At 73.0% G+C, this 20,919-nt stretch carries 24 protein-coding genes; 4 read left to right on the forward strand and 20 right to left on the reverse strand.

What is annotated here, in order from left to right:
* Positions 1–84 precede the first annotated feature (84 nt).
* Positions 85–1,911, forward strand: coding sequence for a long-chain fatty acid--CoA ligase (locus tag ABZU74_RS14445; RefSeq protein ID WP_355422971.1), 1,827 nt, complete (start codon positions 85–87; stop codon positions 1,909–1,911).
* Positions 1,912–1,956: 45 nt separating this feature from the next.
* Here the strand turns inward: ABZU74_RS14445 and ABZU74_RS14450 are convergent, their stop codons facing one another.
* Both ABZU74_RS14450 and ABZU74_RS14455 read right to left on the reverse strand, forming a co-directional pair.
* Positions 1,957–3,261, reverse strand: coding sequence for a low temperature requirement protein A (locus ABZU74_RS14450; protein WP_355422974.1), 1,305 nt, complete (start codon positions 3,259–3,261; stop codon positions 1,957–1,959).
* A gap of 157 nt (positions 3,262–3,418) precedes the next feature.
* On the reverse strand, positions 3,419–4,873 hold the full coding sequence (locus tag ABZU74_RS14455) for a PLP-dependent aminotransferase family protein (protein ID WP_355422977.1): 1,455 nt from the start codon (positions 4,871–4,873) through the stop codon (positions 3,419–3,421).
* 59 nt (positions 4,874–4,932) lie between these two features.
* Between ABZU74_RS14455 and ABZU74_RS14460 the strand changes: the two genes are divergently transcribed.
* Positions 4,933–5,604 carry a hypothetical protein gene (locus tag ABZU74_RS14460; protein WP_355422980.1) on the forward strand — a complete coding sequence of 224 codons (672 nt, stop codon included), beginning with the start codon at positions 4,933–4,935 and terminating at the stop codon, positions 5,602–5,604.
* A gap of 101 nt (positions 5,605–5,705) precedes the next feature.
* A complete protein-coding gene (locus ABZU74_RS14465) occupies positions 5,706–6,167 on the forward strand; it encodes a hypothetical protein (RefSeq protein WP_355422983.1) in 462 nt (153 codons plus the stop codon).
* 5 nt (positions 6,168–6,172) lie between these two features.
* Here ABZU74_RS14465 and hisF read toward each other — a convergent pair whose 3' ends face one another.
* From hisF to hisD, 12 genes are all read right to left on the reverse strand, one after another.
* Positions 6,173–6,940 (reverse strand): imidazole glycerol phosphate synthase subunit HisF, encoded by a 768-nt coding sequence (gene hisF / locus ABZU74_RS14470; protein WP_355422986.1) that lies wholly within the window; start codon positions 6,938–6,940, stop codon positions 6,173–6,175.
* A gap of 73 nt (positions 6,941–7,013) precedes the next feature.
* Complete coding sequence (locus ABZU74_RS14475; protein ID WP_355422989.1) at positions 7,014–8,009, reverse strand: NADP-dependent oxidoreductase; 996 nt, start codon at positions 8,007–8,009, stop codon at positions 7,014–7,016.
* A 46-nt stretch (positions 8,010–8,055) separates the two neighbouring features.
* Positions 8,056–8,487 (reverse strand): organic hydroperoxide resistance protein, encoded by a 432-nt coding sequence (locus ABZU74_RS14480; RefSeq protein ID WP_355422992.1) that lies wholly within the window; start codon positions 8,485–8,487, stop codon positions 8,056–8,058.
* Positions 8,488–8,492: 5 nt separating this feature from the next.
* The gene (locus ABZU74_RS14485) at positions 8,493–8,939 is read right to left on the reverse strand and encodes a MarR family transcriptional regulator (RefSeq protein ID WP_355422995.1); all 447 of its coding nucleotides are present in this window, start codon (positions 8,937–8,939) and stop codon (positions 8,493–8,495) included.
* 79 nt (positions 8,940–9,018) lie between these two features.
* Positions 9,019–9,408, reverse strand: coding sequence for a RidA family protein (locus ABZU74_RS14490; RefSeq protein WP_355422998.1), 390 nt, complete (start codon positions 9,406–9,408; stop codon positions 9,019–9,021).
* A complete protein-coding gene (gene priA, locus ABZU74_RS14495) occupies positions 9,405–10,130 on the reverse strand; it encodes a bifunctional 1-(5-phosphoribosyl)-5-((5-phosphoribosylamino)methylideneamino)imidazole-4-carboxamide isomerase/phosphoribosylanthranilate isomerase PriA (RefSeq protein ID WP_355423001.1) in 726 nt (241 codons plus the stop codon). Before priA ends, ABZU74_RS14490 begins: the two co-directional genes overlap by 4 nt.
* Positions 10,131–10,144: 14 nt before the next feature.
* Positions 10,145–10,468 (reverse strand): hypothetical protein, encoded by a 324-nt coding sequence (locus ABZU74_RS14500; RefSeq protein WP_355423004.1) that lies wholly within the window; start codon positions 10,466–10,468, stop codon positions 10,145–10,147.
* Between the two features lie 36 nt (positions 10,469–10,504).
* The gene (hisH, locus tag ABZU74_RS14505; RefSeq protein WP_355423007.1) at positions 10,505–11,137 is read right to left on the reverse strand and encodes an imidazole glycerol phosphate synthase subunit HisH; all 633 of its coding nucleotides are present in this window, start codon (positions 11,135–11,137) and stop codon (positions 10,505–10,507) included.
* Between the two features lie 13 nt (positions 11,138–11,150).
* Positions 11,151–11,321, reverse strand: a complete 171-nt coding sequence (locus ABZU74_RS14510; protein ID WP_355423010.1) for a hypothetical protein — start codon at positions 11,319–11,321, stop codon at positions 11,151–11,153.
* A gap of 58 nt (positions 11,322–11,379) precedes the next feature.
* Positions 11,380–11,991, reverse strand: coding sequence for an imidazoleglycerol-phosphate dehydratase HisB (hisB, locus tag ABZU74_RS14515; protein ID WP_355423013.1), 612 nt, complete (start codon positions 11,989–11,991; stop codon positions 11,380–11,382).
* Positions 11,988–13,061 carry a histidinol-phosphate transaminase gene (locus ABZU74_RS14520; protein ID WP_355423016.1) on the reverse strand — a complete coding sequence of 358 codons (1,074 nt, stop codon included), beginning with the start codon at positions 13,059–13,061 and terminating at the stop codon, positions 11,988–11,990. Before ABZU74_RS14520 ends, hisB begins: the two co-directional genes overlap by 4 nt.
* Positions 13,058–14,380, reverse strand: coding sequence for a histidinol dehydrogenase (gene hisD, locus ABZU74_RS14525; RefSeq protein WP_355423019.1), 1,323 nt, complete (start codon positions 14,378–14,380; stop codon positions 13,058–13,060). The genes ABZU74_RS14520 and hisD overlap by 4 nt, the downstream gene beginning before the upstream one ends.
* A gap of 106 nt (positions 14,381–14,486) precedes the next feature.
* On the opposite strand from hisD, the gene ABZU74_RS14530 reads away from it, so the two are divergent.
* Positions 14,487–15,191, forward strand: a complete 705-nt coding sequence (locus ABZU74_RS14530) for an LON peptidase substrate-binding domain-containing protein (RefSeq protein WP_355423022.1) — start codon at positions 14,487–14,489, stop codon at positions 15,189–15,191.
* On the opposite strand, the gene ABZU74_RS14535 is transcribed toward ABZU74_RS14530, so the two are convergent.
* The 6 genes from ABZU74_RS14535 to ABZU74_RS14560 all read right to left on the reverse strand — a co-directional run bounded on the left by ABZU74_RS14535 (position 15,106) and on the right by ABZU74_RS14560 (position 20,887).
* Entirely contained in the window at positions 15,106–15,966 is an 861-nt protein-coding gene (locus ABZU74_RS14535) for a DUF2567 domain-containing protein (protein WP_355423025.1), read from the reverse strand. The genes ABZU74_RS14530 and ABZU74_RS14535 overlap by 86 nt on opposite strands.
* Before the next feature lie 56 nt (positions 15,967–16,022).
* Positions 16,023–17,696, reverse strand: a complete 1,674-nt coding sequence (locus ABZU74_RS14540; RefSeq protein ID WP_355423028.1) for an ATPase — start codon at positions 17,694–17,696, stop codon at positions 16,023–16,025.
* A gap of 74 nt (positions 17,697–17,770) precedes the next feature.
* Positions 17,771–18,805 carry a hypothetical protein gene (locus ABZU74_RS14545; RefSeq protein WP_355423031.1) on the reverse strand — a complete coding sequence of 345 codons (1,035 nt, stop codon included), beginning with the start codon at positions 18,803–18,805 and terminating at the stop codon, positions 17,771–17,773.
* 42 nt (positions 18,806–18,847) lie between these two features.
* Positions 18,848–19,792, reverse strand: a complete 945-nt coding sequence (locus tag ABZU74_RS14550; RefSeq protein WP_091407730.1) for an RluA family pseudouridine synthase — start codon at positions 19,790–19,792, stop codon at positions 18,848–18,850.
* Positions 19,789–20,403: a signal peptidase II gene (gene lspA, locus ABZU74_RS14555; RefSeq protein ID WP_355423034.1), complete on the reverse strand. Its 615-nt coding sequence runs from the start codon at positions 20,401–20,403 to the stop codon at positions 19,789–19,791. Before lspA ends, ABZU74_RS14550 begins: the two co-directional genes overlap by 4 nt.
* Positions 20,404–20,467: 64 nt before the next feature.
* Positions 20,468–20,887: a TraR/DksA C4-type zinc finger protein gene (locus ABZU74_RS14560; protein WP_091407724.1), complete on the reverse strand. Its 420-nt coding sequence runs from the start codon at positions 20,885–20,887 to the stop codon at positions 20,468–20,470.
* Positions 20,888–20,919 lie beyond the last annotated feature (32 nt).

Consider the following 20,919-nt stretch of genomic DNA (forward strand, 5'->3'; position numbering starts at 1 on the left):
GATGCACGGCAACAGGCAATACTCTTCGGTAACCATCATGACGTGACGACCGTCACGCCACCACCCCCGAAGGCGGCTACAGCGATGGCTCTCGATGTACCGTACCGCTCCATCCCGGACATGTTCCTCAAGCGCGTGGCGGCCACCCCCGACCGGAACGCGTTCGCGTCCCCGAACTCTGACGACTCGGGGCCTGTGTGGCTGACCTGGTCGCAGGTCGGCCAGCGCGCCAAGGCGGTCGCCGCCGGCCTGCACGGCCTGGGTGTCGGCCAGGAGGACCCGGTCGCGATCCTCGCCAACACCCGGCTGGAGTGGGTGATCGCCGACCTCGGCATCATGTGCGCCGGCGGCGCGACCACCACCGTCTACCCGACCACCGAGCCGGCGGACGCGACGTACATCATCGCCGACTCCGGGTCGAAGGTGCTGTTCGCGGAGAACCCGGCCCAGGCGGCGAAGATCGCCGGGGCGACCCTGCCCGCGCTCACCCACGTGGTGCTCCTCGACGGCGCGGTCGACCCGACCGCCGCGGTCGCGCAGTTGACGCTCGCCGACCTGGAGGAGCGCGGCGCCCAGGCGCTGGCCGCCGAGCCGGAGCTGATCGACATGCTGGTGGCCGGCATCGGCCCGGACCACCTGGCCACTTTGATCTACACCTCCGGCACCACCGGCCAACCCAAGGGCGTCGAGCTGCTGCACGGCGGCTGGTGCTGGGAGGCCGTGGCGCAGGCGGAGGTCGGGCTGCTGCGCGACGACGACCTGCAGTACCTGTGGCTGCCGCTGGCCCACTCGTTCGGCAAGACCCTGCTCTGCGGCGCCATCCACGTCGGCCTGCCCACCTACGTGGACGGGCGGGTGGACAAGCTGGTCGACCTTCTCTCGGTCATCCGTCCGACGCTGATGTGCGGCGCCCCCCGCGTGTTCGAGAAGGTCTACAACAAGGCCGTGACCACCGCGCAGGGCGCCGGCGGCGCGAAGGCGAAGATCTTCGGCTGGGCCGTCGGCGTCGGCAAGGAGAAGATCACCCTGGAGCAGGCCGGCAAGCCGGTGCCGGCCGGGCTGAAGCTGCGCTACGGGCTGGCCGAGAAGCTGGTGTTCAGCAAGCTGCAGGCCCGCCTGGGCGGCCGGATGCGGGTGCTGGTGTCCGGCGCGGCGCCGCTCAGCCCGGAGATCGCCACCTTCTTCGCCGCCGCGAACCTGCCGATCTCCGAGGGCTACGGCCTGACCGAGACCAGCGCCGGCAACTTCGTCAACCCCCCGGCCGGGCTGCGGATCGGCACCGTCGGCCGGGCGATGGGCGACCTGGAGTGCAAGATCGACACCGACGGGGAGATCCTAGTGCGGGGTCGGCCGGTGATGCGCGGCTACCACAACCTGCCGGAGGAGACCGCCGCCTCGTTCACCGAGGACGGCTTCTTCCGTACCGGTGACATCGGCACCCTCGACGAGCAGGGCTACCTGCGCATTACCGACCGCAAGAAGGACCTGGTCAAGACCTCGGGCGGCAAGTACATCGCGCCGTCGCACATCGAGGGCATGTTCAAGGCCATCTGCCCGTACACCTCGCAGGCGGTCGTCGTCGGCCAGGCCCGCAACTTCTGCACGATGCTCGTCACCCTGGACCCGGACGCGATCCGGGGCTGGGTCGCCGGCGGCCCCCTCGAAGGGCGCAGCTACACCGAGATCGTTGCGTCGGCTGAGGCCCAGACGATGGTCGAGGAGTACGTCGCCCAGCTCAACGCCAAGCTCAACCGCTGGGAGACGATCAAGAAGGTGGCCATCCTGCCGCGCGACCTGACGATCGAGGACGGCGAGATCACCCCGTCGTTGAAGATCAAGCGGCGTGGTGTGGAGAGCAACTTCGCCGCCGAGATCGACAAGATGTACGCCGGCACCCTCGCCGAGCTCTGAGCCGACCGAGGGTCCCGTGCCGGCGAAGGAGTCGGCACGGGGCCCTCACAGGTGGTGACCCCGCCACCTCGTCTGGTCCTCCTCCACGGCGAGCTGCTCCGCCAGCGCCACCTCCCGGACCCCGCGCCGGCGCTGGGCGTCGACGATCGTCTGCGCCCCCACCGCCAGCCAGGTGGCCACGGCCAGCATGGTCAGCGCGGACAGCTCGGGCAGCGAACCGGCCACCGGCACCAGCACGAGCAGCAGCAGGATCCCGCCGATCGTGGGCCAGCGGGGGGCGGCGAGCATTTTCCGGCCGAGCACGATGAGCGCGAGCAGATAGAGCGCCACCCCCCCGTAGAGCGCCAGCAGGTCGAAGCCCGGCAGCGGAACCCCCCAGCTCGGCGTGCTGATGTCGGCTTCCTCGTGGATCAGCCCCTTGAGTCCGAGCGCGAACAGGATGACGCCGGCGATGACCGGCAGGTGCAGGTAGGTGTAGGCGTCGCGGGCCAGGGCGGCGCGAGCGGCGGGGTCGCGGGTCCGGTGCAGGGTCTGCTCCATGCCGAGCGCCAGGGTGTCGAAGTACGCCCACCACAGCGCCGCGGCCACCGCGACACCGAGCACTGCGGCGACGAGCGCCGGCCAGGTCAGCGGCAGAGCCGCGCTGCCACCGGGAGCGAGCCCGAGCGCGATGATGGCCTCGCCGAGGGCGATCAGGACGATCTGGCCGTGCCGCTCCGCCCAGTGCCCGGCGGAGAGCACCGTCCACCCTGTGCCGGGCAGCCTGAGCCCGGCCCCGTACTCCACGGCCAGGGCCGCGAGCCAGAGCACCAACCGGGCAACCCCCTCGGCGCTCCCGTCGAAGAGTCGCTGCGGCAGCAGGGCGGCGACGATGATGAGCGACGCGGCCAGCAGCGGCGGCAGGGCGAACAGTCGCCAGCGTCGGCGCACGTCCCGGTTCCGGCGACCGGCCCAGATGAAGATCGACGTCTCGCTGATCCGGACCAGGAAGTAGCCGGCCGCGAAGACCACCGGGCCGGGCAGGCCGCCGGGGCGGTCGACGAACGCCTTCGGCAGGCTCAGCGCCAGCACGAAGGCGGCAGCCATGGTGGCGAAGCCGACCAGCGGGACGATGCCCTGGTCGGTACGGACCAGGTTGCCCAGCACGGCGAACCCCGTCCAGCACCACCAGAGCAGCGCCAGCACCACAAGGCACCGGATCAGCCCGGCAACGGTCGGATTGCCGGCGGTGACGGTGGTGACGTTCAGAAAGGCGAAGACGAAGATCAGGTCGTAGAAGAGTTCGAGGCGGGTCGCCCGGGAGCCCGGCGCGCTCCGCTGGACCCCCCGCACCCCCGCCCCCTCGACCACCAGCAGATTGTGGCAGTCACGACCGGATGAAAGGCGCATTGCCGGCAGACCGGTGGAGGCGGCGATGCCCGCTCACCCTCTCTCCGACGGTCCGCGACGACCGCGGACCGGTGCGGGGTAACCCGGCCGGAGGTCGGCGGTCACAACCGGCGGCGGCTCAGGCGATGACGGCCGGCTCCCGCCACCGCTGCCGGCCGGCCCGGTCCAGGTCATAACGGATCGCCGCGATCCGCCCGACGGCCTCCACGAGGTCCGCCGCGGGCAGGGTGAACGGCAGCCGCAGGAAGCGCTCCAGGGTGCCGTCCAGGCCGAACCGGGGGCCGGGGGCCAGCCGTACGCCGACCTCCTCCGCGGCCCGGGCCAGCGCGCTCGAGACCGGGCCGTCCAACTCGGCCCAGAGCGTCACGCCACCGCGTGGCACGGTGACCCGCCACTCCGGCAGTTGGTGCGCCAGCGCGCCGAGCAGAGCGTCCCGCTGGACGGCCAACTGGACGCGACGGTCGGCGACGATGGCCTCGGCGTCGGCGAGCAGGTGCACCGCGACCAGTTGGTCCAGCACCGGGCTGGCCATGTCGACCCCGACCCGCACGGCGGCCAGTCGCTGCACCTGCGGGGCGGACGCGCGCACCCAGCCGATCCGCAGGCCACCCCAGTACGGCTTGCTCATCCCCCCGATGCTGATCACCCGGCTGTGCCGGTCGTAGGTGGCGACCGGGGGTGGTGGCTCGGTGCCGTCCATCGACAGGTCCACGAACGACTCGTCGATGATCAGATCGGTGCCGACCGCGTGCGCGGCAGCCACCACGCGCTCGCGTAGTGCGGCGGGCATCAGGTGCCCCGTCGGGTTCTGGAACTCCGGAATCAGGTAGGCCAGCCTGGGCCGGGTCTGCCGGAGACTGCCCAGCAACAGGTCGGGCTCCCAGCCGGCGTCGGCGGCCAGACCGTGGGTGGTGATCCGGGCCCGCCGGCCGGCCAGCGCGGCGAGGGCGTTGGGATAGGTCGGGGACTCGACAAGCACGGTGCCGCCCGGGGCCAGGGCGAGCCGCAGCACCAGATCCAGTGCGTGCTGGGTGCCGCTGGTGACCATGATCTGGTCGGCGGAGGTGGGCAGACCCCGGGCGGCGTACGCCTCGGCCACCGCCTCGCGCAGCTCGATGATGCCGGTCGGGTGGTAACCGGCCCCGCTCAGGTAGCGGGGCAGGTCCTCGGTGGCGGCGCGGGCGGCCGACAGCAGTTGCGGCGGGGCGGCCAGCGCCGCGACGCCGAGGTCGAGCATCTCCCGGTCGTCCAGCGGGGTCCACAGGCCGGTGCTGGCCACCCGGTGGTTGCCGGGCAGCATCGTCCAGCTGCCGGCGCCCCGACGGCTGGCCAGGTGCCCGGTCTCGCGCAGCTGCCGGTAGGCGGCGGTGACAGTGGTCCGGCTGATCCGCAGCGCCTCGGCCAGCTCCCGTTCCGCCGGCAGGCGGACGCCCAGCGGCAGCCGGCCGTCGGCGAGCAGCCCGCGCACCGAGCCGGCCAGGGCGGCGTAGTCGGGGCTGCGGCGCCGACCCGGCAGGGCGTGCCACTGCCCGAGCAGACGGGCCAATTGGACACCGCGCACCTGCCCGGTCATAGCCACTCCTCGAATATTGGCTTCTTCCTCGACGAGGATTGGCACCTAGGGTGGCATGCATGGCACTGCTTGGCAATCTGCGGCACCGGCCGGTTCGACGGTTGGTCCAGCTCTATCTCGGGCTCGCGCTCTACGGCGTGAGCATGGCCCTGATGATCCGCTCCCACCTGGGCCTCGACCCGTGGGACGTGTTCCATCAGGGGCTCTCCCGGCTGACCGGGCTCTCCTTCGGCACTGTCACCATCGTCGTCGGCGCGCTGGTCCTGCTGCTGTGGATCCCCCTGCGGCAGCGGCCCGGCCTCGGCACGGTCAGCAACGTCGTGGTGATCGGCCTGGTCGTGGACGCCACGCTGGCCCTGCTGCCCGCGGGTGGCCCGCTCAGCGTCCGGATCGCGATGCTGATCACCGGGATCGTCGCCAACGGCGCCGCCACCGCTCTCTACCTCGGCGCCCGGTTGGGGCCCGGACCCCGTGACGGTCTGATGACCGGGTACGTGGCCCGCCGGCCCGGCCGGTCGATCCGGCTGGTGCGCACCGTCATCGAGGTCACCGTGCTGGCGCTGGGCTGGCTGCTCGGCGGCACGGTCGGCTTGGGAACCGTCGCGTACGCGCTGGCCATCGGTCCGTTGGCCCAGTTCTTCATCCCGCTGTTCGCCGTGCCGGAGGGCACCGCACCCGACAGCGCCACGCCGCCGCCGGGTAACCCCGCGCCGGCCACCCCGGCCGGCTGAAACCTCACCGACCGTTCGCGAACCGGTACGTGGCGGTGGTGCCGCGCACCGGTTGGCGGGTGGGTGTTCCCTTCCGCGACGCGCGCCGTCATCATCTCTGCATGGGGGAGAACGGTTGGCGCTGGAACGACGCCTGGATCTTCGTGTCGCTCGTCATCGCGAGTGGGGCCGGACGGCACCGTCGGTCGGCGACAAGCCGGCGGCCGGAGGGTGTCCGCCTGACCGACGTGCTCTCCACCGCCGACCACCTCAACCACGCGATCCCGCAGCGACACGAGGTGGAGGCCGCGGTCCGGCGGTTGGTCGGCGCCGGGCTGGTCAGCGTCGCCGACGGCTGGTTCCGGATCACCGCCGAGGGTGAGCAACTGTGGCGTACCCGCCCGCGCGCGGGCGTGGCGACCATGGTGGACACCGTGCAGGGAGTGTTGACCCGCCGGCACGCGCCCGGCAGCGCCGACTGGATCCTGGACGAGGCCGACCACGCGGCTGCCGTCCAGGAGTACGCGGTCCGTTCGATCCCCAGCCCGCGTCGGTCACCGGAGGGCCACTCCGGCGAGCGCTGAGCGGCTCAGCGCACGGGGTGGCCGCCGAGGCGCAGCGCGTCCTTGACCTCGGCGACGGTCAGCTCGCCGAAGTGGAAGACGCTGGCGGCGAGCACCGCGTCCGCGCCGGCGCCGATCGCGGGCGGAAAGTGGGCCACCTCGCCGGCGCCCCCACTGGCCACCACCGGCACGTCCACCACCGCCCGCACCGCGGCGATCAACTCCAGGTCGAAGCCGGCCTTGGTGCCGTCGGCGTCCATGGAGTTGAGCAGGATCTCCCCCGCGCCCAACTCGGCGCCCCGGTGTGCCCACCACACGGCGTCGATGCCGGTGCCGCGTCGACCCCCGTGCGTGGTGACCTCGAAGCCACTGGGTGTGCCGCCGTCCGGCGACCGACGCACGTCGAGGGAGAGCACGAGCACCTGCCGGCCGAACCGGTCGGCGATCTCGGCGATCAGCTCCGGACGGGCGATGGCGGCGGTGTTCACGCCGACCTTGTCCGCCCCGGCGCGCAGCAGCGTGTCCACGTCGGCGACCTGCCGGACCCCGCCGCCGACGGTCAGCGGGATGAACACCGACTCGGCGGTGCGGCGCACCACGTCGAGCATGGTGCCCCGGTCACTGGAGGACGCCGTGACGTCGAGGAAGGTCAGCTCGTCCGCGCCGGCCCGGTCGTACGCGGCGGCCAACTCCACCGGGTCGCCGGCGTCACGAAGGTCGAGGAAGTTGACCCCCTTGACCACCCGCCCGGCGTCCACGTCCAGACAGGGGATCACCCGTACCGCCACCGTCATGCCGCGAGCCTATCCTCCGCCTGCGGCACGGCGGTCGACCCGATCGGGTCGACCGCCGTGAACGAGGTCTGGGTCACACCTTGACGAGCATCTTGCCGAGGTTGTCGCCGCGTAGCAGGCCGATGAACGCGTCCGGGGCGTTCTCGATGCCGTCCACGATCGTCTCGTCGTAGGACAGCGTGCCGTCGCGCAGCCAGCCCGCGACGTCGCGGACGAACGCCGCGCGCACGTCGTTGTGGTCGTTGACCAGGAAGCCGCGCAGGGTGAGCCGTTTGCCGATGACCAGCGCCAGGTTGCGCGGCGCGGCCGACGGTTCGGTGGAGTTGTACTGCGAGATCATGCCGCAGATCGCGGCCCGGCCGTGAAGGTTCATGGCCGAGATGGCCGCTTCCAGGTGGTCGCCGCCGACGTTGTCGAAGTAGACGTCGACACCGTCCGGGGCGGCCGCCCGCAGCGACTCGCGGACCCCGTCGTGGTAGTCGAAGGCGGCGTCGAAGCCCAGCGCCCGCAGCCGTTCGACCTTGGCCGGGGAACCGGCGCTGCCGACCACCCGGCCGGCGCCCTTGAGCTTGGCGATCTGGCCGACCAGGCTGCCGACCGCGCCGGCCGCGGCGGAGACGAAGACCGTCTCGCCGGGCTTCATCGCAGCGACCTCCAGCAGCCCGGCGTACGCGGTCAGCCCGGTCATGCCGAGCACGCTCAGGTATGCGCTGACCGGGGCGATGCTCGGGTCGACCGGCCGGGCGGCGGTGGCGTCGAGCAGCGCGTACTCGCGCCAGCCCAGCCCGTGCAGGACGGTGGTCCCGACTGCGATGTCCGCCGCCTCGCTGGCCACCACCTCGCCGATCGCGGCACCGTCGAGCGGCGCGTCGAGCGCGAACGGCGCGACGTACGACTTGACGTCGTTCATCCGTCCCCGCATGTACGGGTCGACGGACATGTACTGGTTGCGGACCACGATCTGGCCCGGTCCGGGCGTCGGAGCCTCGGTCTCGACGAGCCTGAAGGTGTCTTCGGTGGGCCAGCCCTGGGGGCGGCTGGCCAGGTGGATCTCGCGGTTGCTGGTCACGGGGTGGTCGTCCTCTCGTCCGCGAATGGGGGCCTGTGCCGCGAGGTCACGCGGCCAGGGTCTCGCGGACGGTCAGCGTGACGTCGATGTTGCCGCGGGTCGCGTTCGAGTACGGGCAGACCTGGTGGGCCTGCTCGACCACCTGCTCGGCGACCTCGCGGGGCGCGGCGGGCAGGTCGACGACGAGCTGCACGGTGAGCCCGAAACCGCCGCTGCCGTTGGGGCCGATGCCCACCTCGGCCGCGACGACGGAGTCGCTCACGTCGGCCTTGGCCCGGCGGCCCACCAGCCGCAGCGCGCTGTGGAAGCAGGCCGCGTAGCCGGCGGCGAAGAGCTGCTCGGGGTTGGCCGCACCACCGGCACCGCCCATCTCCTTCGGCACGGCCAGGTCGAGCGCGACGGTGCCGTCGGAGGTCTCGACGTGGCCGTCCCGGCCGTCGCCGCTGGCGGTCGCGGACGCGGTGTAGAGAACCTGCATGAGAGTCACTGCTCCTTCTGTCGGTGGATGGTCTCGGTGACCCGGGTGAGGGTGTCGCGCAGCGCGACCAGCTCGCCGAAGCCCAGGCCGGTGGCCTGCGCGACCCGCAGCGGAACGTCGCCGAGTCGCTCGCGTAGCGCCCGGCCCTGCTCGGTGAGGCCCACCTCGACCCGCCGCTCGTCGCGGGCCGAGCGTCGGCGCACCACCAGGCCGGCCCCCTCCAGCCGTTTGAGCAGCGGGGAGAGCGTGCCGGAGTCCAGCCGCAGCTCGGCGCCCAACTCGGACACCGTGGGGGCGTCGTCGGGTCGCTCCCAGAGCACCAGCAGCACCAGGTACTGCGGGTAGGTCAACCCGACCTCGTCGAGGATCGGTCGGTAGACGTCGGTGAGGGCGCGCGACGCGGCGTAGAGCGCGAAGCACACCTGCCGGCGCAGCACCAGGTCATCGATCACCGTTGAACCGTAGCCCACAATTAGGTTGTGCACAACTTAACGGGCCGCACTGCGACCAGCAGGCCGCCGGGCGGGTACCTCAGCGATCGCCGAGGTACGCCTCCAACTCCACCTCCACCAGGTGCTCCGGATTTAACAGACCGGCCACCACCACAAGGGTCGCCGCCGGCCGGACCGCACCGAACACCGCGTTGTGCGCCCGGCCCACCTCGTCGGCGTGCAACCGGTCCGTCACGTACATCCTGGTCCGGACCACGTCACCCGGCTCCGCACCCACCTCGGCGAGCGCGGCCAACCCGATCCGCAGCGCCTGCGCGGTCTGCGCGGCCGCGTCACCGACGTGCACCACCCGGCCGTCCACAGTCGCCGTGCACCCGGCCGTCCAGGCCCACTCACCGGCCCGGACCACCCGGGAGTACCCGTAGCGCTGCTCCCACGGGCCACCCGACCCCAGCCGGGTCGTCGTCACGCCTCGGCCAGCGTCCGCAGCGCCTCGGCCACAGTGAAGGCACCCGCGTAGAGCGCCTTGCCGGCGATCACGCCCTCCACCCCGGCCGACTCCAGGGTCGCCAAGGCCCGCAGGTCATCCAGTGTGGACACCCCACCCGAAGCGATCACCGGGCGGTCGGTACGGGCACACACCTCGCGCAGCAGATCCAGGTTCGGCCCGCGCATCGTGCCGTCCTTGGTGATGTCGGTGACCACGTACCGGCTCGCGCCCGCCTTGTCCAGCCGCTCCAGCACCTCGTACAGGTCACCACCGTCGCGGGTCCAACCCCGCGCCGACAGGGTGTGACCCCGCACGTCCAACCCGATGGCCACCCGGTCGCCGTACTCCGCGACCACCCGGTCACACCAGACCGGGTCCTCCAGGGCGGCGGTCCCGATGTTCACCCGGGCCGCCCCGGTGCCCAGCGCCGCGCGCAGCGACTCGTCGTCACGAACGCCGCCGGACAACTCCACCTTCACGTCCAACTGCCGCACCACCTCCGCCAGCAGGTGCGCGTTGGTGCCCCGACCGAACGCCGCGTCCAGGTCGACCAGGTGGATCCACTCCGCGCCGTCCTGCTGCCAGGCCAGCGCCGCGTCCAACGGGTCGCCGTAGATGCTCTCGCTTCCGACGGCGCCCTGCACGAGCCGGACGGCCCGGCCGTCAGCGACATCCACGGCGGGTAACAGGGTGAGGCTCAAGGTCTTCTCCTCGATCAGGTACGACGGTCCAGGGCGATCACGACGATCGCCGGCAGTACGAGCAGCAAGAGCACGATCAGCGCGATACGCAACGCCAGGTTGTCGACGAACGTCCAGATCAGGATCAACGCCGCGCCGGTGAGCAGCACGATCGCGGCCCGCTCACCCCGGGTGTGCCGAGCCAGTCGCCCGGAACGACCCCGCCGCAGCCGCGGCGTCAACCCGCGGACCACAGCGCGACGGCGCTGCCGGCGAGCGACCTGGCGCTGCCGGACCGCCCGCTCGCGGGCCTGCTCCGCCTCCCGCTCCGCCCGCCGGCGGGCGCGCTCCCGGCTCACCGCGACGCCCGCCGGCCGGGCACCGCGCGACGACGCTCAGTCACCGCTGGGCAACGTGGCGAGCCAGTTGCGCAGCAGCGCGGCACCGGTGTCGGCAGACTTCTCCGGATGGAACTGGGCCGCCGACAACGAGCCACGCTCCACCGCCGCGACGAAATCCGTGTCGTGGTGGGCGGTGGTCACCGTGGCACCGGCAGCGGCCAGCGCCGCCGGGTCGCCCATCGCGTACGAGTGGACGAAGTAGAACCGGCTCTGCTCGGACAGCCCGGCGAACAGCACCGACTCCCGAGGTGCCCGGACCGTGTTCCAGCCCATGTGCGGCAACCGGGTGGCGGCCAACCGGGTCACCCCGCCGGGCAGCAACCCCAGCCCCTTGGTCACCACGCCGTGCTCGTCGCCGTGCTCGAAGAGCACCTGCATGCCGACACAGATGCCGAGCACCGGCCGACCAGCGGCCACCCGCTCGGCGATCACCGGGCCGGCGCCCAGCGCCTCGATGCCCGCCATGCACGCCGCGTACGCGCCCACACCCGGCACCACCAGACCATCGGCGGCAGCCGCCGCGGCCAGGTCGTCGGTCACCCGGACGTCCGCTCCGGCGGCGGCCAGCGCCCGCTCCGCCGAACGCAGGTTGCCCGAGCCGTAGTCGAGCACCACCACGTCACTCATGTCGTCACCCCGATCACCCGTTCTCCGGCAGCAGCCGCAGCACCCCGGCGACCGTGGCGAGCACCGCGAGCGCCGCGGTGATCAGCACGGCGCCCTTCGGCGCGCCCTGCCGGTGGAGCGACCAGGTGCCACCCACCAGCACCCCGGCCAGAATCAACAGCAACGTCGGCAACGCGCCACCCATCAGACCGGCCTTCCATTCGCGACTGCGGGGCTCCGCTGCGCTGCACTCCTCGCGCTCATCAGAGCGCGCCCTTCGTGCTCGGGATCGCCCCGGCGGAACGCGGATCGATCGAGGTGGCCTCGCGCAACGCGCGGGAAACCGCCTTGAACTGCGCCTCCACCACGTGGTGCGCGTCCGGGTGACCACCCGGCCGGGCCGCCCGCAGCACGTCGACGTGCAGGGTGACCCGGGCCGCCTGACCGAAGGACTCCCAGATGTGCCGGGTCATGCTGGTCGCGTACACCGGCCCGATGTAGGGGGCGAGCACCGGCTCGTCGTGCACCACGTACGGCCGACCGGAGAGGTCCACCGCGGCCCGGACCAGCACCTCGTCCATCGGCACGGTCGCCGAGCCGTACCGCCGGATGCCTGCCTTGTCGCCCAGCGCCTCATCGAACGCCGCGCCCAGGGCGAGTGCGGTGTCCTCGATCGTGTGGTGCGCGTCGATCTCCAGGTCACCCACGGTGCGCACGGTCAGGTCGAAGCCACCGTGCCGGGCGATCTGGTGCAGCATGTGGTCGTAGAAGCCGACGCCGGTGCTGATCTCGGCGGCGCCGGTGCCGTCGAGATCGATCTCGACGAGGACCTTGGTCTCCTTGGTGATCCGCTCCACCCGGGCGGTCCGACTCATCGCGAAGTCTCCATTGCAGAAAGGAAGGCGTCGGTCTCGGCGGCGGTGCCGGCGGTCACCCGCAGCCAGCCGGGCAGGCCGACGTCACGGACCAGCACCCCCTGCGCCAGCAGGGCGTTCCAGACGACTGTCTGGTCGCCGCCCACCTCGAAGAGCACGAAGTTGGCGTCGCTGTCGGCGACCCGCAACCCCCGCTCGCGCAGCGTCGCCACGATCCGGTCCCGCTGCGCCATGATCGCGCTCACCGTACCGAGAAGGGCATCGCGGTGGGCCACCGCCGCGCGTGCCGCGGCCTGGGTGAGCGCGGAGAGATGGTACGGCAAACGGACGAGCTGCACCGCCCGCACCACCGCCGGGTCGGCGGCCAGGTAACCCAGCCGGCCGCCGGCGAAGCCGAACGCCTTGCTCATCGTCCGGGTGACCACCAGCCGCGGGTGGCCGGGCAGCACCGCCAGCGCGCTGATCGTCCCGGGTCGGGCGAACTCGGCGTACGCCTCGTCGGCGACCACCATCCCGGGGGCGACGTCGAGCACCGCGGCGATCACCGCCGGATCCAGTGCCGTGCCGGTGGGGTTGTTCGGCGAGCAGAGGAAGACCACATCCGGCTGGTGCTCGCGGACCTGGGCGACCGCCTCCTCGGCGGTCAGCCCGAAGTCGACGCCGCGCGCGGCGGGCACCCACCGGGTGCTGGTGCCGAGAGCCAGCAGCGGGTGCATCGAGTACGCCGGAACGAAGCCGAGCGCGGTGCGCCCCGGCCCGCCGAACGCCTGGAGCAGTTGCTGCTGGATCTCGTTGGAGCCGTTGGCCGCCCACACCTGGTCGACGGTGAGCCCGTGCCCGAGATATTCGGCCAGGTCGGCGCGGAGCGCCACCGCGTCCCGGTCCGGGTAGCGGTTCAGCTCGCGCAGCTCGGCCGCGAGCGCCTTGCCGATCGCCTCGACCACCGGCTCCGGCACCGGGTGGGAGTTCTCGTTGGTGTTGAGCCGCACCGGCACGTCCAGTTGCGGCGCCCCGTACGGCGACAGCCCGCGCAGGTCGGCCCGGATCGGCAGCTCGTCCAGGCTGGTCACGCCGACCCTCCCGGGAAACGGGCCTGGACCGCCTGGCCGTGCGCGGGCAGGTCCTCCACGTTGGCCAGGGTGACCACGTGGGGGGCCACGTCGCGCAGCGCCGCCTCGGTGTACTCGATGAGGTGCACACCGCGCAGGAAGGACTGCACGGACAGGCCGGAGGAGTGCCGGGAACAGCCGCCGGTGGGCAGCACGTGGTTGGACCCGGCGCAGTAGTCGCCGAGCGACACCGGCGACCAGGCACCCACGAAGATCGCCCCGGCGTTGCGGACCCGCAGCGCCCACTCCCGGGCGTCGACAGTCTGGATCTCCAGGTGCTCGGCCGCGTACGCGTCGACCACCCGCAGCCCCGCCTCGAGGTCGTCGACCAGGACCACACCGCTCTGCTCACCGGTCAGCGCCGTGGTGACCCGCTCGGCGTGCTTGGTCGCCGGCACCTGCCGGGCCAACTCCACCTCGACCGCCTCGACCAACGCCACCGACGGGGTGACCAGCACGCTCGCGGCGAGCGGGTCGTGCTCGGCCTGACTGATCAGGTCGGCGGCCACGTGCGCCGGGTCGGCCGTGTCGTCGGCCAGGATGGCGATCTCGGTCGGCCCTGCCTCGGCGTCGATGCCGACCACGCCGCGCAGCAGCCGCTTCGCGGCGGTCACCCAGATGTTGCCGGGGCCGGTGATCAGGTCGACCGGGTCGCACCGCAGCTCACCCGCCGGGTCCACCGCGGCGCCGTACGCCAGCATCGCCACCGCCTGGGCCCCGCCCACTGCGTACACCTCGTCGACGCCGAGCAGCGCGCACGCGGCGAGCACCCGAGGGTCGGGCAGGCCGCCGTTGTCCTTTTGCGGCGGGCTGACCACCACCAGTGAGCGCACCCCGGCCGCCTGGGCCGGCACCACGTTCATCACCACGGTCGACGGATACATCGCCAGGCCACCGGGCACGTAGAGACCCACCCGGTCGACCGGCAGCCACCGCTCGGTGACCGTGCCGCCGGGCACCACCTGGGTGGTGTGGTCGGTGCGCCGCTGGTCGGCGTGCACCCGACGGGCCCGGGCGATGGACTCCAGCAGCGCGGCACGCACCGCCGGGTCGAGCACCCCCTCCGCCTCGGTGATCGCCTCGACCGGCACCCTCAGCACCTCTGGGGAAATGCCGTCGAACCGTTCGCTGGCCTCCCGGATGGCCGGGTACCCATGCTCACGGACCGCCTCCACCAGGGGCCGGATGCGCTCGACGGCGACGGACACGTCGAGCTGGGCACGGGGCAGCAGGCGGCGCGGGTCACCGAGACCGTCGCGCAGGTCGATCCGATTCAGCACCCTTGCGAGTCTAGGCGGCCGACCCGACGTCCACCCGAGCCGCCCGTCCGCCGGGACGGTGAGCCGGGCCACGCCCCCGGGGGCGAGATTGGTTAGGCTCGACCATGTGACCGCACGGCTGCCGGTGTTTCCGCTCGCAACGGTGCTCTTTCCCGGGTTGGTGCTGCCGCTGCACATCTTCGAGGAGCGCTACCGGGCGCTGGTCCGGCACCTGGTCGGCCTGCCCGAGGGCGCCCCGCGTGAGTTCGGCGTGGTGGCCATCCAGGCCGGTTGGGAGGTCGCGCCCGCCGGCCCCGGCGCGCGGGCGACGCCGAGCGTCGGCGAGGTGACGCTGCACGAGGTGGGCTGCACCGCCGAGCTGCGCCAGGTGACCGAGCTGGCCGATGGCGGTTTCGACATCGTCACTGTCGGTCGCCGTCGGTTCCGGATCGCCGAGGTCGACGACAGCGCCGAGCCCTACCTGACCGCCGACGTCGAGTGGCTGCCCGACCCGGGCGGCCCGGACGAGGTGGCCGATCTGCTGGCCGCCCGGGTGATCGCGGTGTTCCGGCAGTACCTCGGCCTGATCCGCTCCGACCCGGAGGAGATCTCCGAGCAGCTGCCGGAGGACCCGACGGTGCTCTCGCACCTGGTGGCGGCGACCGCGGCGCTCACCGTCGATGACCGGCAGCGGCTGCTGGCCATCGACGACACCGCCTCCCGGCTCCGCGCCGAGCTGCGTTTGCTCAACCGCGAGGCGGCTCTGCTGCGTCAGGTGCGGGCGGTTCCGGTGCCGCTGGCGGAACTGGCGTCCCCGCCGACACCCAACTGAACTCCCCCGGCTCGGGCTCCGGGCGTAGCCCCGGCCACCGCGACCAGCCGGCCAGCAGGGTGTACATGACCGCAGCCCCGAACGCCGGCAGCAGCAGGTTGCCGTGCGGCACCGGCAGCACGCCGAGCAGCCAGTCCACCCCACCGGCGCGCAGGTCGGCGGGTTTACTGAAGGCCTGCCCGGCCGGGGCGGTGGCCAGCAACCGGTCGAAGGTGGCAAGGCCGATCCGCCGTCCCACCTGCCAGGCCACCGGCGCGGCGACGAGCGTGCCGAGCACCGCGGCGAGCAGCCCGACCGGGCCGCGCCGCCGACGCAGCACGAACCACAGGGCGAGCGCCACGATCAGCCCGAAGGCCAGCCCGAGCAGGCTGAACCAGCCGTCGGCGGCGATCGGCTGCTCCGGTTGCGGCTCGGCGTAGATCGCCCCCTCGGCGGTCTTGAGCACCGGAGTGTCCGGCGCGAGCGCGGCCCAGAGCAACCCGAGCGGGACACCCAGCGCGGCCAGCGCGAGCACGGCGCCCAGCACCGTCGCCACGGCACGCAGCGGACGACGCGGCTCGTCGAACCGCAGCTCCAGCGAGCTCTGGTACGCCGCCGAGGCCGGCGCAGCGCCCGGGTCGAACCCGCCCGGTGGCGGCCCGGTCGGCGCGACGGTGGCCGGCGGTGTGCCGGCGGACGGCTCGACCGCCGACGGCGTCGGACCGGACGTTCGGGGTGGCGCGGTGCGGTCGGGCTCGTCGGCGGGCCGCTCAGGGTCGGGGTTGTCCGGGCTCACCCGATGATCCTCTCAGGCCCGGTGCGGGGCCGGGGCTCCGGTGGCGGCAGACCAGCTCACCGGGCGAACGGCTCCACCATCATCGCCGCGGCCCGCAGCCACGCCTGCCGGGTCTCCGGCTGGAGCTGGTGGTACTCGATCGACGACCCGGTCTCCAGAGCCGGGTCGTACGGCACGACGGCCACCCCGCGGGTACGGGTGGCGAAGTGCCGCTCCAGGTCGTCCTGCAGGGTCGAGCGACCCGGGGTCGGGCAGGAGATGAGGGTGATCGCGTTGTCCGCCAACTCGCCCATGCCCTCCTCGTGCAGCAGGTCGAGCATCCAGTCCGCGCTGAACGCCGCGTCCTCCCGGGGCACTGTGGTCACCACCAGCTGGTCGGCTGCCTGCATCACCGTGCGCCAGTTGGGGCTCTCCACGTTGTTGCCGGTGTCCACGCAGACCACTTCGTGGGTGCGCCGCAGCAGCTCCAGCACCCGCCGGACGGTGAACTGGTCGAGTCGCTGGGCGAAGCGCGGGCTCTCCTCGCCGGCCAGCACGTCGTACGAGCCGTCGGAGGCGTGCCGCAGGTAGTCGTCCAGCCGATCCAGCAGGGTCGCACCCTCCAGGATCTCGATCTGGGCCAGGTCGCTGATCAGGTGCCGGATCGTCCGGGCGTGCCGGGCGCTGCCGGCGCGTAGGCCGAGGGTGCCGCGCAGCTCGTTGTCGTCCCAGGCCAGCACGCCCTTGCCACGCACGCTGCCGACGGTCGCCGCGGCGAGCACTGTGGCGGTCGTCTTGTGCACCCCGCCCTTGGGGTTGGCGAAGGCGAACACCCGGGGTGTGCCCAGGTCCCGCTGGAGCACCCCGTTGGCGCGCTCCTGCTCCTGGTCCACGGCCGGTGGCCGCCACTCGATCCGCGCCGGATAGGCACGCTCGGCGATCGCCGAGCCGACCGCCGGGGCGGGTGGCGGCGGGACGGGCGGGGCGACCGGCGGGGGCGGCGGCGCGGCGATGGGCGGCGGGGCGATCGGCGGGGGCGGCGGCGCGGCGGCCGGATAGCCGGTCTCCGGCTGGTAACCGGTTTCCAGCAGCGCGTACCGCGACTCCACCGGCGGGTCGCCCGGCCGGTAGCCGTTGTCCAGCAACGCGTAGCGCGACGGGACCGGGTCGGGGCCGCGCGCCGGCGGCTCGGGCTCGGCCCGGTACGTCGGCTCGGCCCGGTAGCCCGGCGTGGCGCGGTAGTCCGGCTCAGCGCGGTAGCCCGGGTCGGTCCGGTAGCCGGGCTCAGCGCGGTAGTCCGGCTGTTCGGTCCGGTACGCCGGCTCCGCGCGATAGTCCGGCTCGGCCCGATAACCCGGCTCGGCCCGGTACGCCGGCTCGGCGCGATAGTCCGGTTCGGCGCGATAGTCGGGCTCCGCCCGGTAGGCGGGCTCGGCTCGGTAGGCAGGGTCGGCCCGGTAGGCAGGGTCGACCCGGTAGGTCGCCTCGGCCCGGTAACCAGGCTCCGCGCCGTACGACAGGTCGGCGGGATGCCCGATCGCGGATGCCCGCCCGGCGTAGCCGTTGGGGGCCGCACGCCGTGGCAGCGGGTCCGGCGGTGGCTCCTCGCCGTGCCGCTCCGACTCGGTCTGCTCCGCGCCGCGACCGCCCAGTCGGGCACGGTCCAACAACGCGCGCCACCGCGGCGCTGGTTCGGCCGGCCGGCCCCAGCCGGTCTCACTGCCCTCCACGGCCCGCCCTCCCAGCGCCATCGATCTCTGTCTGACAGGCTACGAACCCAACCCTATTCGGACCACACCTCAGAGCGCACACCAGCCGGGGCAGATCACGACGACGACGGCGACGGCGACTGTTCGGCGACGGCGGCGTCCGGCGAGGTGGCGACGCTCGGCGGTGCCGACTCGACGGCCTCCGACTTCGACGGTTCGGGTGACGGGATCATCACGACCGGTGCGGGTTCCGACGATTCGCCCACCGGGGCCGAGGGCGCCGGTGCGCTGACCGCCGGCGCTGGCCGCTCGGTCTGGGTCGGCGCGGGGCTCGGCCCGGTGTCGGCCGGCGGGCGCACCACGTCGTGCTGCTCGGGCAGGGGCGGCGTGAAGACGGTGCGGTCCAGCCGGTACACCTCGGGGGCGGGGTCGACCGCCCGCACGTCCGGCCGGGCCGCGACGCCGAGCAGCGCCACCGGCGTCGCGCGAACCACCGCCGCGTACACGCAGGCGCAGCCGGTGCGGTACGCGGCGGCCTCGGCGGCGGCCACCTCGGCGCCGCTGGCGTACTGCTCCCGCAGCTCCCGCTCGCCCAGCCCGTCGCCGTCGACGGCGGCAGCCCTGGCCCGGTAGTCGGCGGCCTCGGACTCCTTGCGGGCCGCCACCTGCTGCATGCCGGCGACCACGTCGTCGGGCACCCGCAGCGCGGGGATCTTGACGATCTCGGTCTGCCGGCCGGGCAGCGGAACCCGCCCGAAGACGGTCGAGACCCCGACGTCGCCGAGCACCGTCGCCAACCGCCGCGGTGGCAGGTACGCGTCGAGCGTGACCAGCGCGTACGTCCCGCCCTCGGCGGCCGCCGCGGCGGACCCGGGCAACGCGGCCAGGTCGGCCGCGGCCGAACGCAGGTAGCCGGGGACGGAGTCGCCGTCGGCAACGCCGACCCGGGTCACCTCGCCGACCGTCCGGTCGCCGACCGGAGTGTCGTCGACGGCCCAGACGGCGGTGCCCAGCACGGCCGCCGCCGAGAGCACGGCGGCCCAACTGAGCACGCCGGACCGCGCCGACCGGTCGCCCAGCCGGGCCACGGCCCGGGTCAGCGGCGGCAGCAGCCGCTGGTCCAGCTGCCGCAGCAGGTTGCCGGTGCGCACGGGCGGGATCCCCTCTGTGGAACGGTGTCGGACGGTCGCCGCTCAGTCACGCAGGATCTGGAGCGCACGGTCCAGGTCGTCAGGGTAGTCGCTGACGAACCGGACCTCGTCCCCCGTTCGGGGGTGCAAAAAGCTCAGTTCGCGGGCGTGCAGCCACTGTCGGGCCAGGCCGAGACGGGCCGAGAGGGTTGGATCGGCGCCGTAGGTGAGGTCACCCACGCAGGGGTGCCGCAGGGTGGAGAAGTGCACCCGGATCTGGTGGGTCCGGCCGGTCTCCAGCCGAACGTCGACAAGACTCGCCGCCGGGAACGCCTCCAGGGTGTCGTAGTGGGTGATGCTCGGCTTGCCGCCGGAGACCACCGCCCACCGGTAGTCGTGAGTGGGGTGCCTGTCGATCGGCGCGTCGACGGTGCCCCGCAGCGGGTCCAGGTGACCCTGCACCACCGCGTGGTAGCCCTTGTCGACCTCGCGGTACTTGAAGGCCCGCTTCAACGCCGTGTACGCCTGCTCGCTCTTGGCCACCACCATGATCCCGGTGGTGCCCACGTCGAGCCGGTGCACCACGCCTTGGCGCTCGGCGGCGCCGCTGGTGGAGATTCGGTGCCCGATCGCGGCGAGCGCGCCGATCACCGTCGGCCCGGTCCACCCGGGGCTGGGGTGCGCGGCAACCCCAACCGGCTTGTCGACAACGACGATGTCGTCGTCGGCGTAGACCACCCGCAGGCCGGGCACCGCCTGCGGCACCACGGTCGGCGGTGCGACCGGGGCGGGCAGCGTGACGTCCAGCCAGGAGCCGGCCTTGACCTTGTGCGAGTTGGGCCGGGCGGAGCCGTCGACAAGCGCGTCTCCGGCGTCGACCAGAGCCGCGGCGGCGGTGCGGGAGAGCCCGAACAGGCGGGACACGGCCTGGTCCAGGCGCATGCCGTCGAGGCCGTCCGGAACGGGAAGGGAACGGTGGTCGCCGCCAGCGGCGAACGCGGAGGTCATGCCCGCTCCCTCTGCTCGGCGCCCGGTGTGGCGTCAGTGGTGGCCAGGTCGCCGTCGCGGCCCGCCCGCCGGCCGTCACGCTGGCGGCCGGTCAACTCCAACAGGACGGCCAGCAGCACGCCGCAGACCAACGAACTGTCGGCCAGATTGAACACCGGCCAGACCTGACCGTACGGGTCGAAGAGGCTGATCATGTCGACCACGTGCCCGTGGAAGGGGGACGGCGCCCGGAAGATCCGGTCGACGAGGTTGCCCAACGCGCCACCGAGCACCAGGCCGAGGGAGATCGCCCAGGGCAGCGAGCGCAGCCGCAGTGCCATCCAGACGATCCAGCCGACCACTCCGATGGTGATCAGCGGGAAGACCCAGGTGTGGTCCGCGCCGATGCTCCAGGCCGCGCCGCTGTTGCGGGTCAGGCTCAGGTAGACGAACCCGCCGAGCAGCCGGACCGGCTCCCGATCGGTCAGCGCGGCGAGCGCGAGGTGCTTGGTGACCAGGTCGGCCAGCAGGGCCACCAGGGCGACTCCGGCGAGAATCGCGACGGCCCGGGGCCGGCGGGTGCCGCCGCCCGGGTCGGTGCGGCCGGGTTCGGCGGACGGTACTGCGGTCATGCGCTCCCCATCGACAGTCTTGGCGGTGATCACTCACCGTCTCATCGCCGCCGGGGAACGGACCTCAGCGCCGCTCCTCCAGCTGCTTGCACGTCACACACAGGGTGGCTGACGGGAAGGCGGCGAGGCGCTCGACCGGGATCGGGTTGCCGCACCGCTCGCACCAGCCGTAACCACCCTCGTCGAGGCGCTCCAGAGCGCGCTCCACCTGCGTGATCCGTTCCAGAATGCTGTTGGCGAGAGAGATCTCCTGCTCCCGCTCGAGCGTCTTGGTGCCCGTGTCGGCCTGGTCGTCCCCGGCCGAGTCGGTCAGCCGATCGCGCTGCAGCTCGGTGATCTCACTCAGCGTCTGATCGTACTCGGCGCGAAGCTCGTCCCGCCGCGCCGCCAGCGCCGCCCGGATCTTCTCGGTCTCGGCGGTGCTGCGGGTGGCCTTGGCCACCGGCTTACGCCCGGCGGTCCTGGTGTCGGATGGCTTCGCCATGGGTCGCTCCCTCGGCCGGGGAACCGCGCGGT

Source organism: Micromonospora sp. NPDC005171, from assembly GCF_040608575.1.
Classification (GTDB): Bacteria; Actinomycetota; Actinomycetes; order Mycobacteriales; family Micromonosporaceae; genus Micromonospora.

What these genes read in the sequence shown, in the direction of transcription:
- ABZU74_RS14445 (WP_355422971.1), top strand. Translation starts at nt 85, where the DNA reads ATGGCTCTCGATGTACCGTACCGCTCCATCCCGGACATGTTCCTCAAG.
- ABZU74_RS14455 (WP_355422977.1), bottom strand. Translation starts at nt 4,873, where the DNA reads ATGACCGGGCAGGTGCGCGGTGTCCAATTGGCCCGTCTGCTCGGGCAG.
- ABZU74_RS14460 (WP_355422980.1), top strand. Translation starts at nt 4,933, where the DNA reads ATGGCACTGCTTGGCAATCTGCGGCACCGGCCGGTTCGACGGTTGGTC.
- ABZU74_RS14465 (WP_355422983.1), top strand. Translation starts at nt 5,706, where the DNA reads ATGGGGGAGAACGGTTGGCGCTGGAACGACGCCTGGATCTTCGTGTCG.
- hisF (WP_355422986.1), bottom strand. Translation starts at nt 6,940, where the DNA reads ATGACGGTGGCGGTACGGGTGATCCCCTGTCTGGACGTGGACGCCGGG.
- ABZU74_RS14480 (WP_355422992.1), bottom strand. Translation starts at nt 8,487, where the DNA reads ATGCAGGTTCTCTACACCGCGTCCGCGACCGCCAGCGGCGACGGCCGG.
- hisH (WP_355423007.1), bottom strand. Translation starts at nt 11,137, where the DNA reads ATGAGTGACGTGGTGGTGCTCGACTACGGCTCGGGCAACCTGCGTTCG.
- ABZU74_RS14510 (WP_355423010.1), bottom strand. Translation starts at nt 11,321, where the DNA reads ATGGGTGGCGCGTTGCCGACGTTGCTGTTGATTCTGGCCGGGGTGCTG.
- hisB (WP_355423013.1), bottom strand. Translation starts at nt 11,991, where the DNA reads ATGAGTCGGACCGCCCGGGTGGAGCGGATCACCAAGGAGACCAAGGTC.
- ABZU74_RS14540 (WP_355423028.1), bottom strand. Translation starts at nt 17,696, where the DNA reads ATGGCGCTGGGAGGGCGGGCCGTGGAGGGCAGTGAGACCGGCTGGGGC.
- ABZU74_RS14550 (WP_091407730.1), bottom strand. Translation starts at nt 19,792, where the DNA reads ATGACCTCCGCGTTCGCCGCTGGCGGCGACCACCGTTCCCTTCCCGTT.
- lspA (WP_355423034.1), bottom strand. Translation starts at nt 20,403, where the DNA reads ATGACCGCAGTACCGTCCGCCGAACCCGGCCGCACCGACCCGGGCGGC.
- ABZU74_RS14560 (WP_091407724.1), bottom strand. Translation starts at nt 20,887, where the DNA reads ATGGCGAAGCCATCCGACACCAGGACCGCCGGGCGTAAGCCGGTGGCC.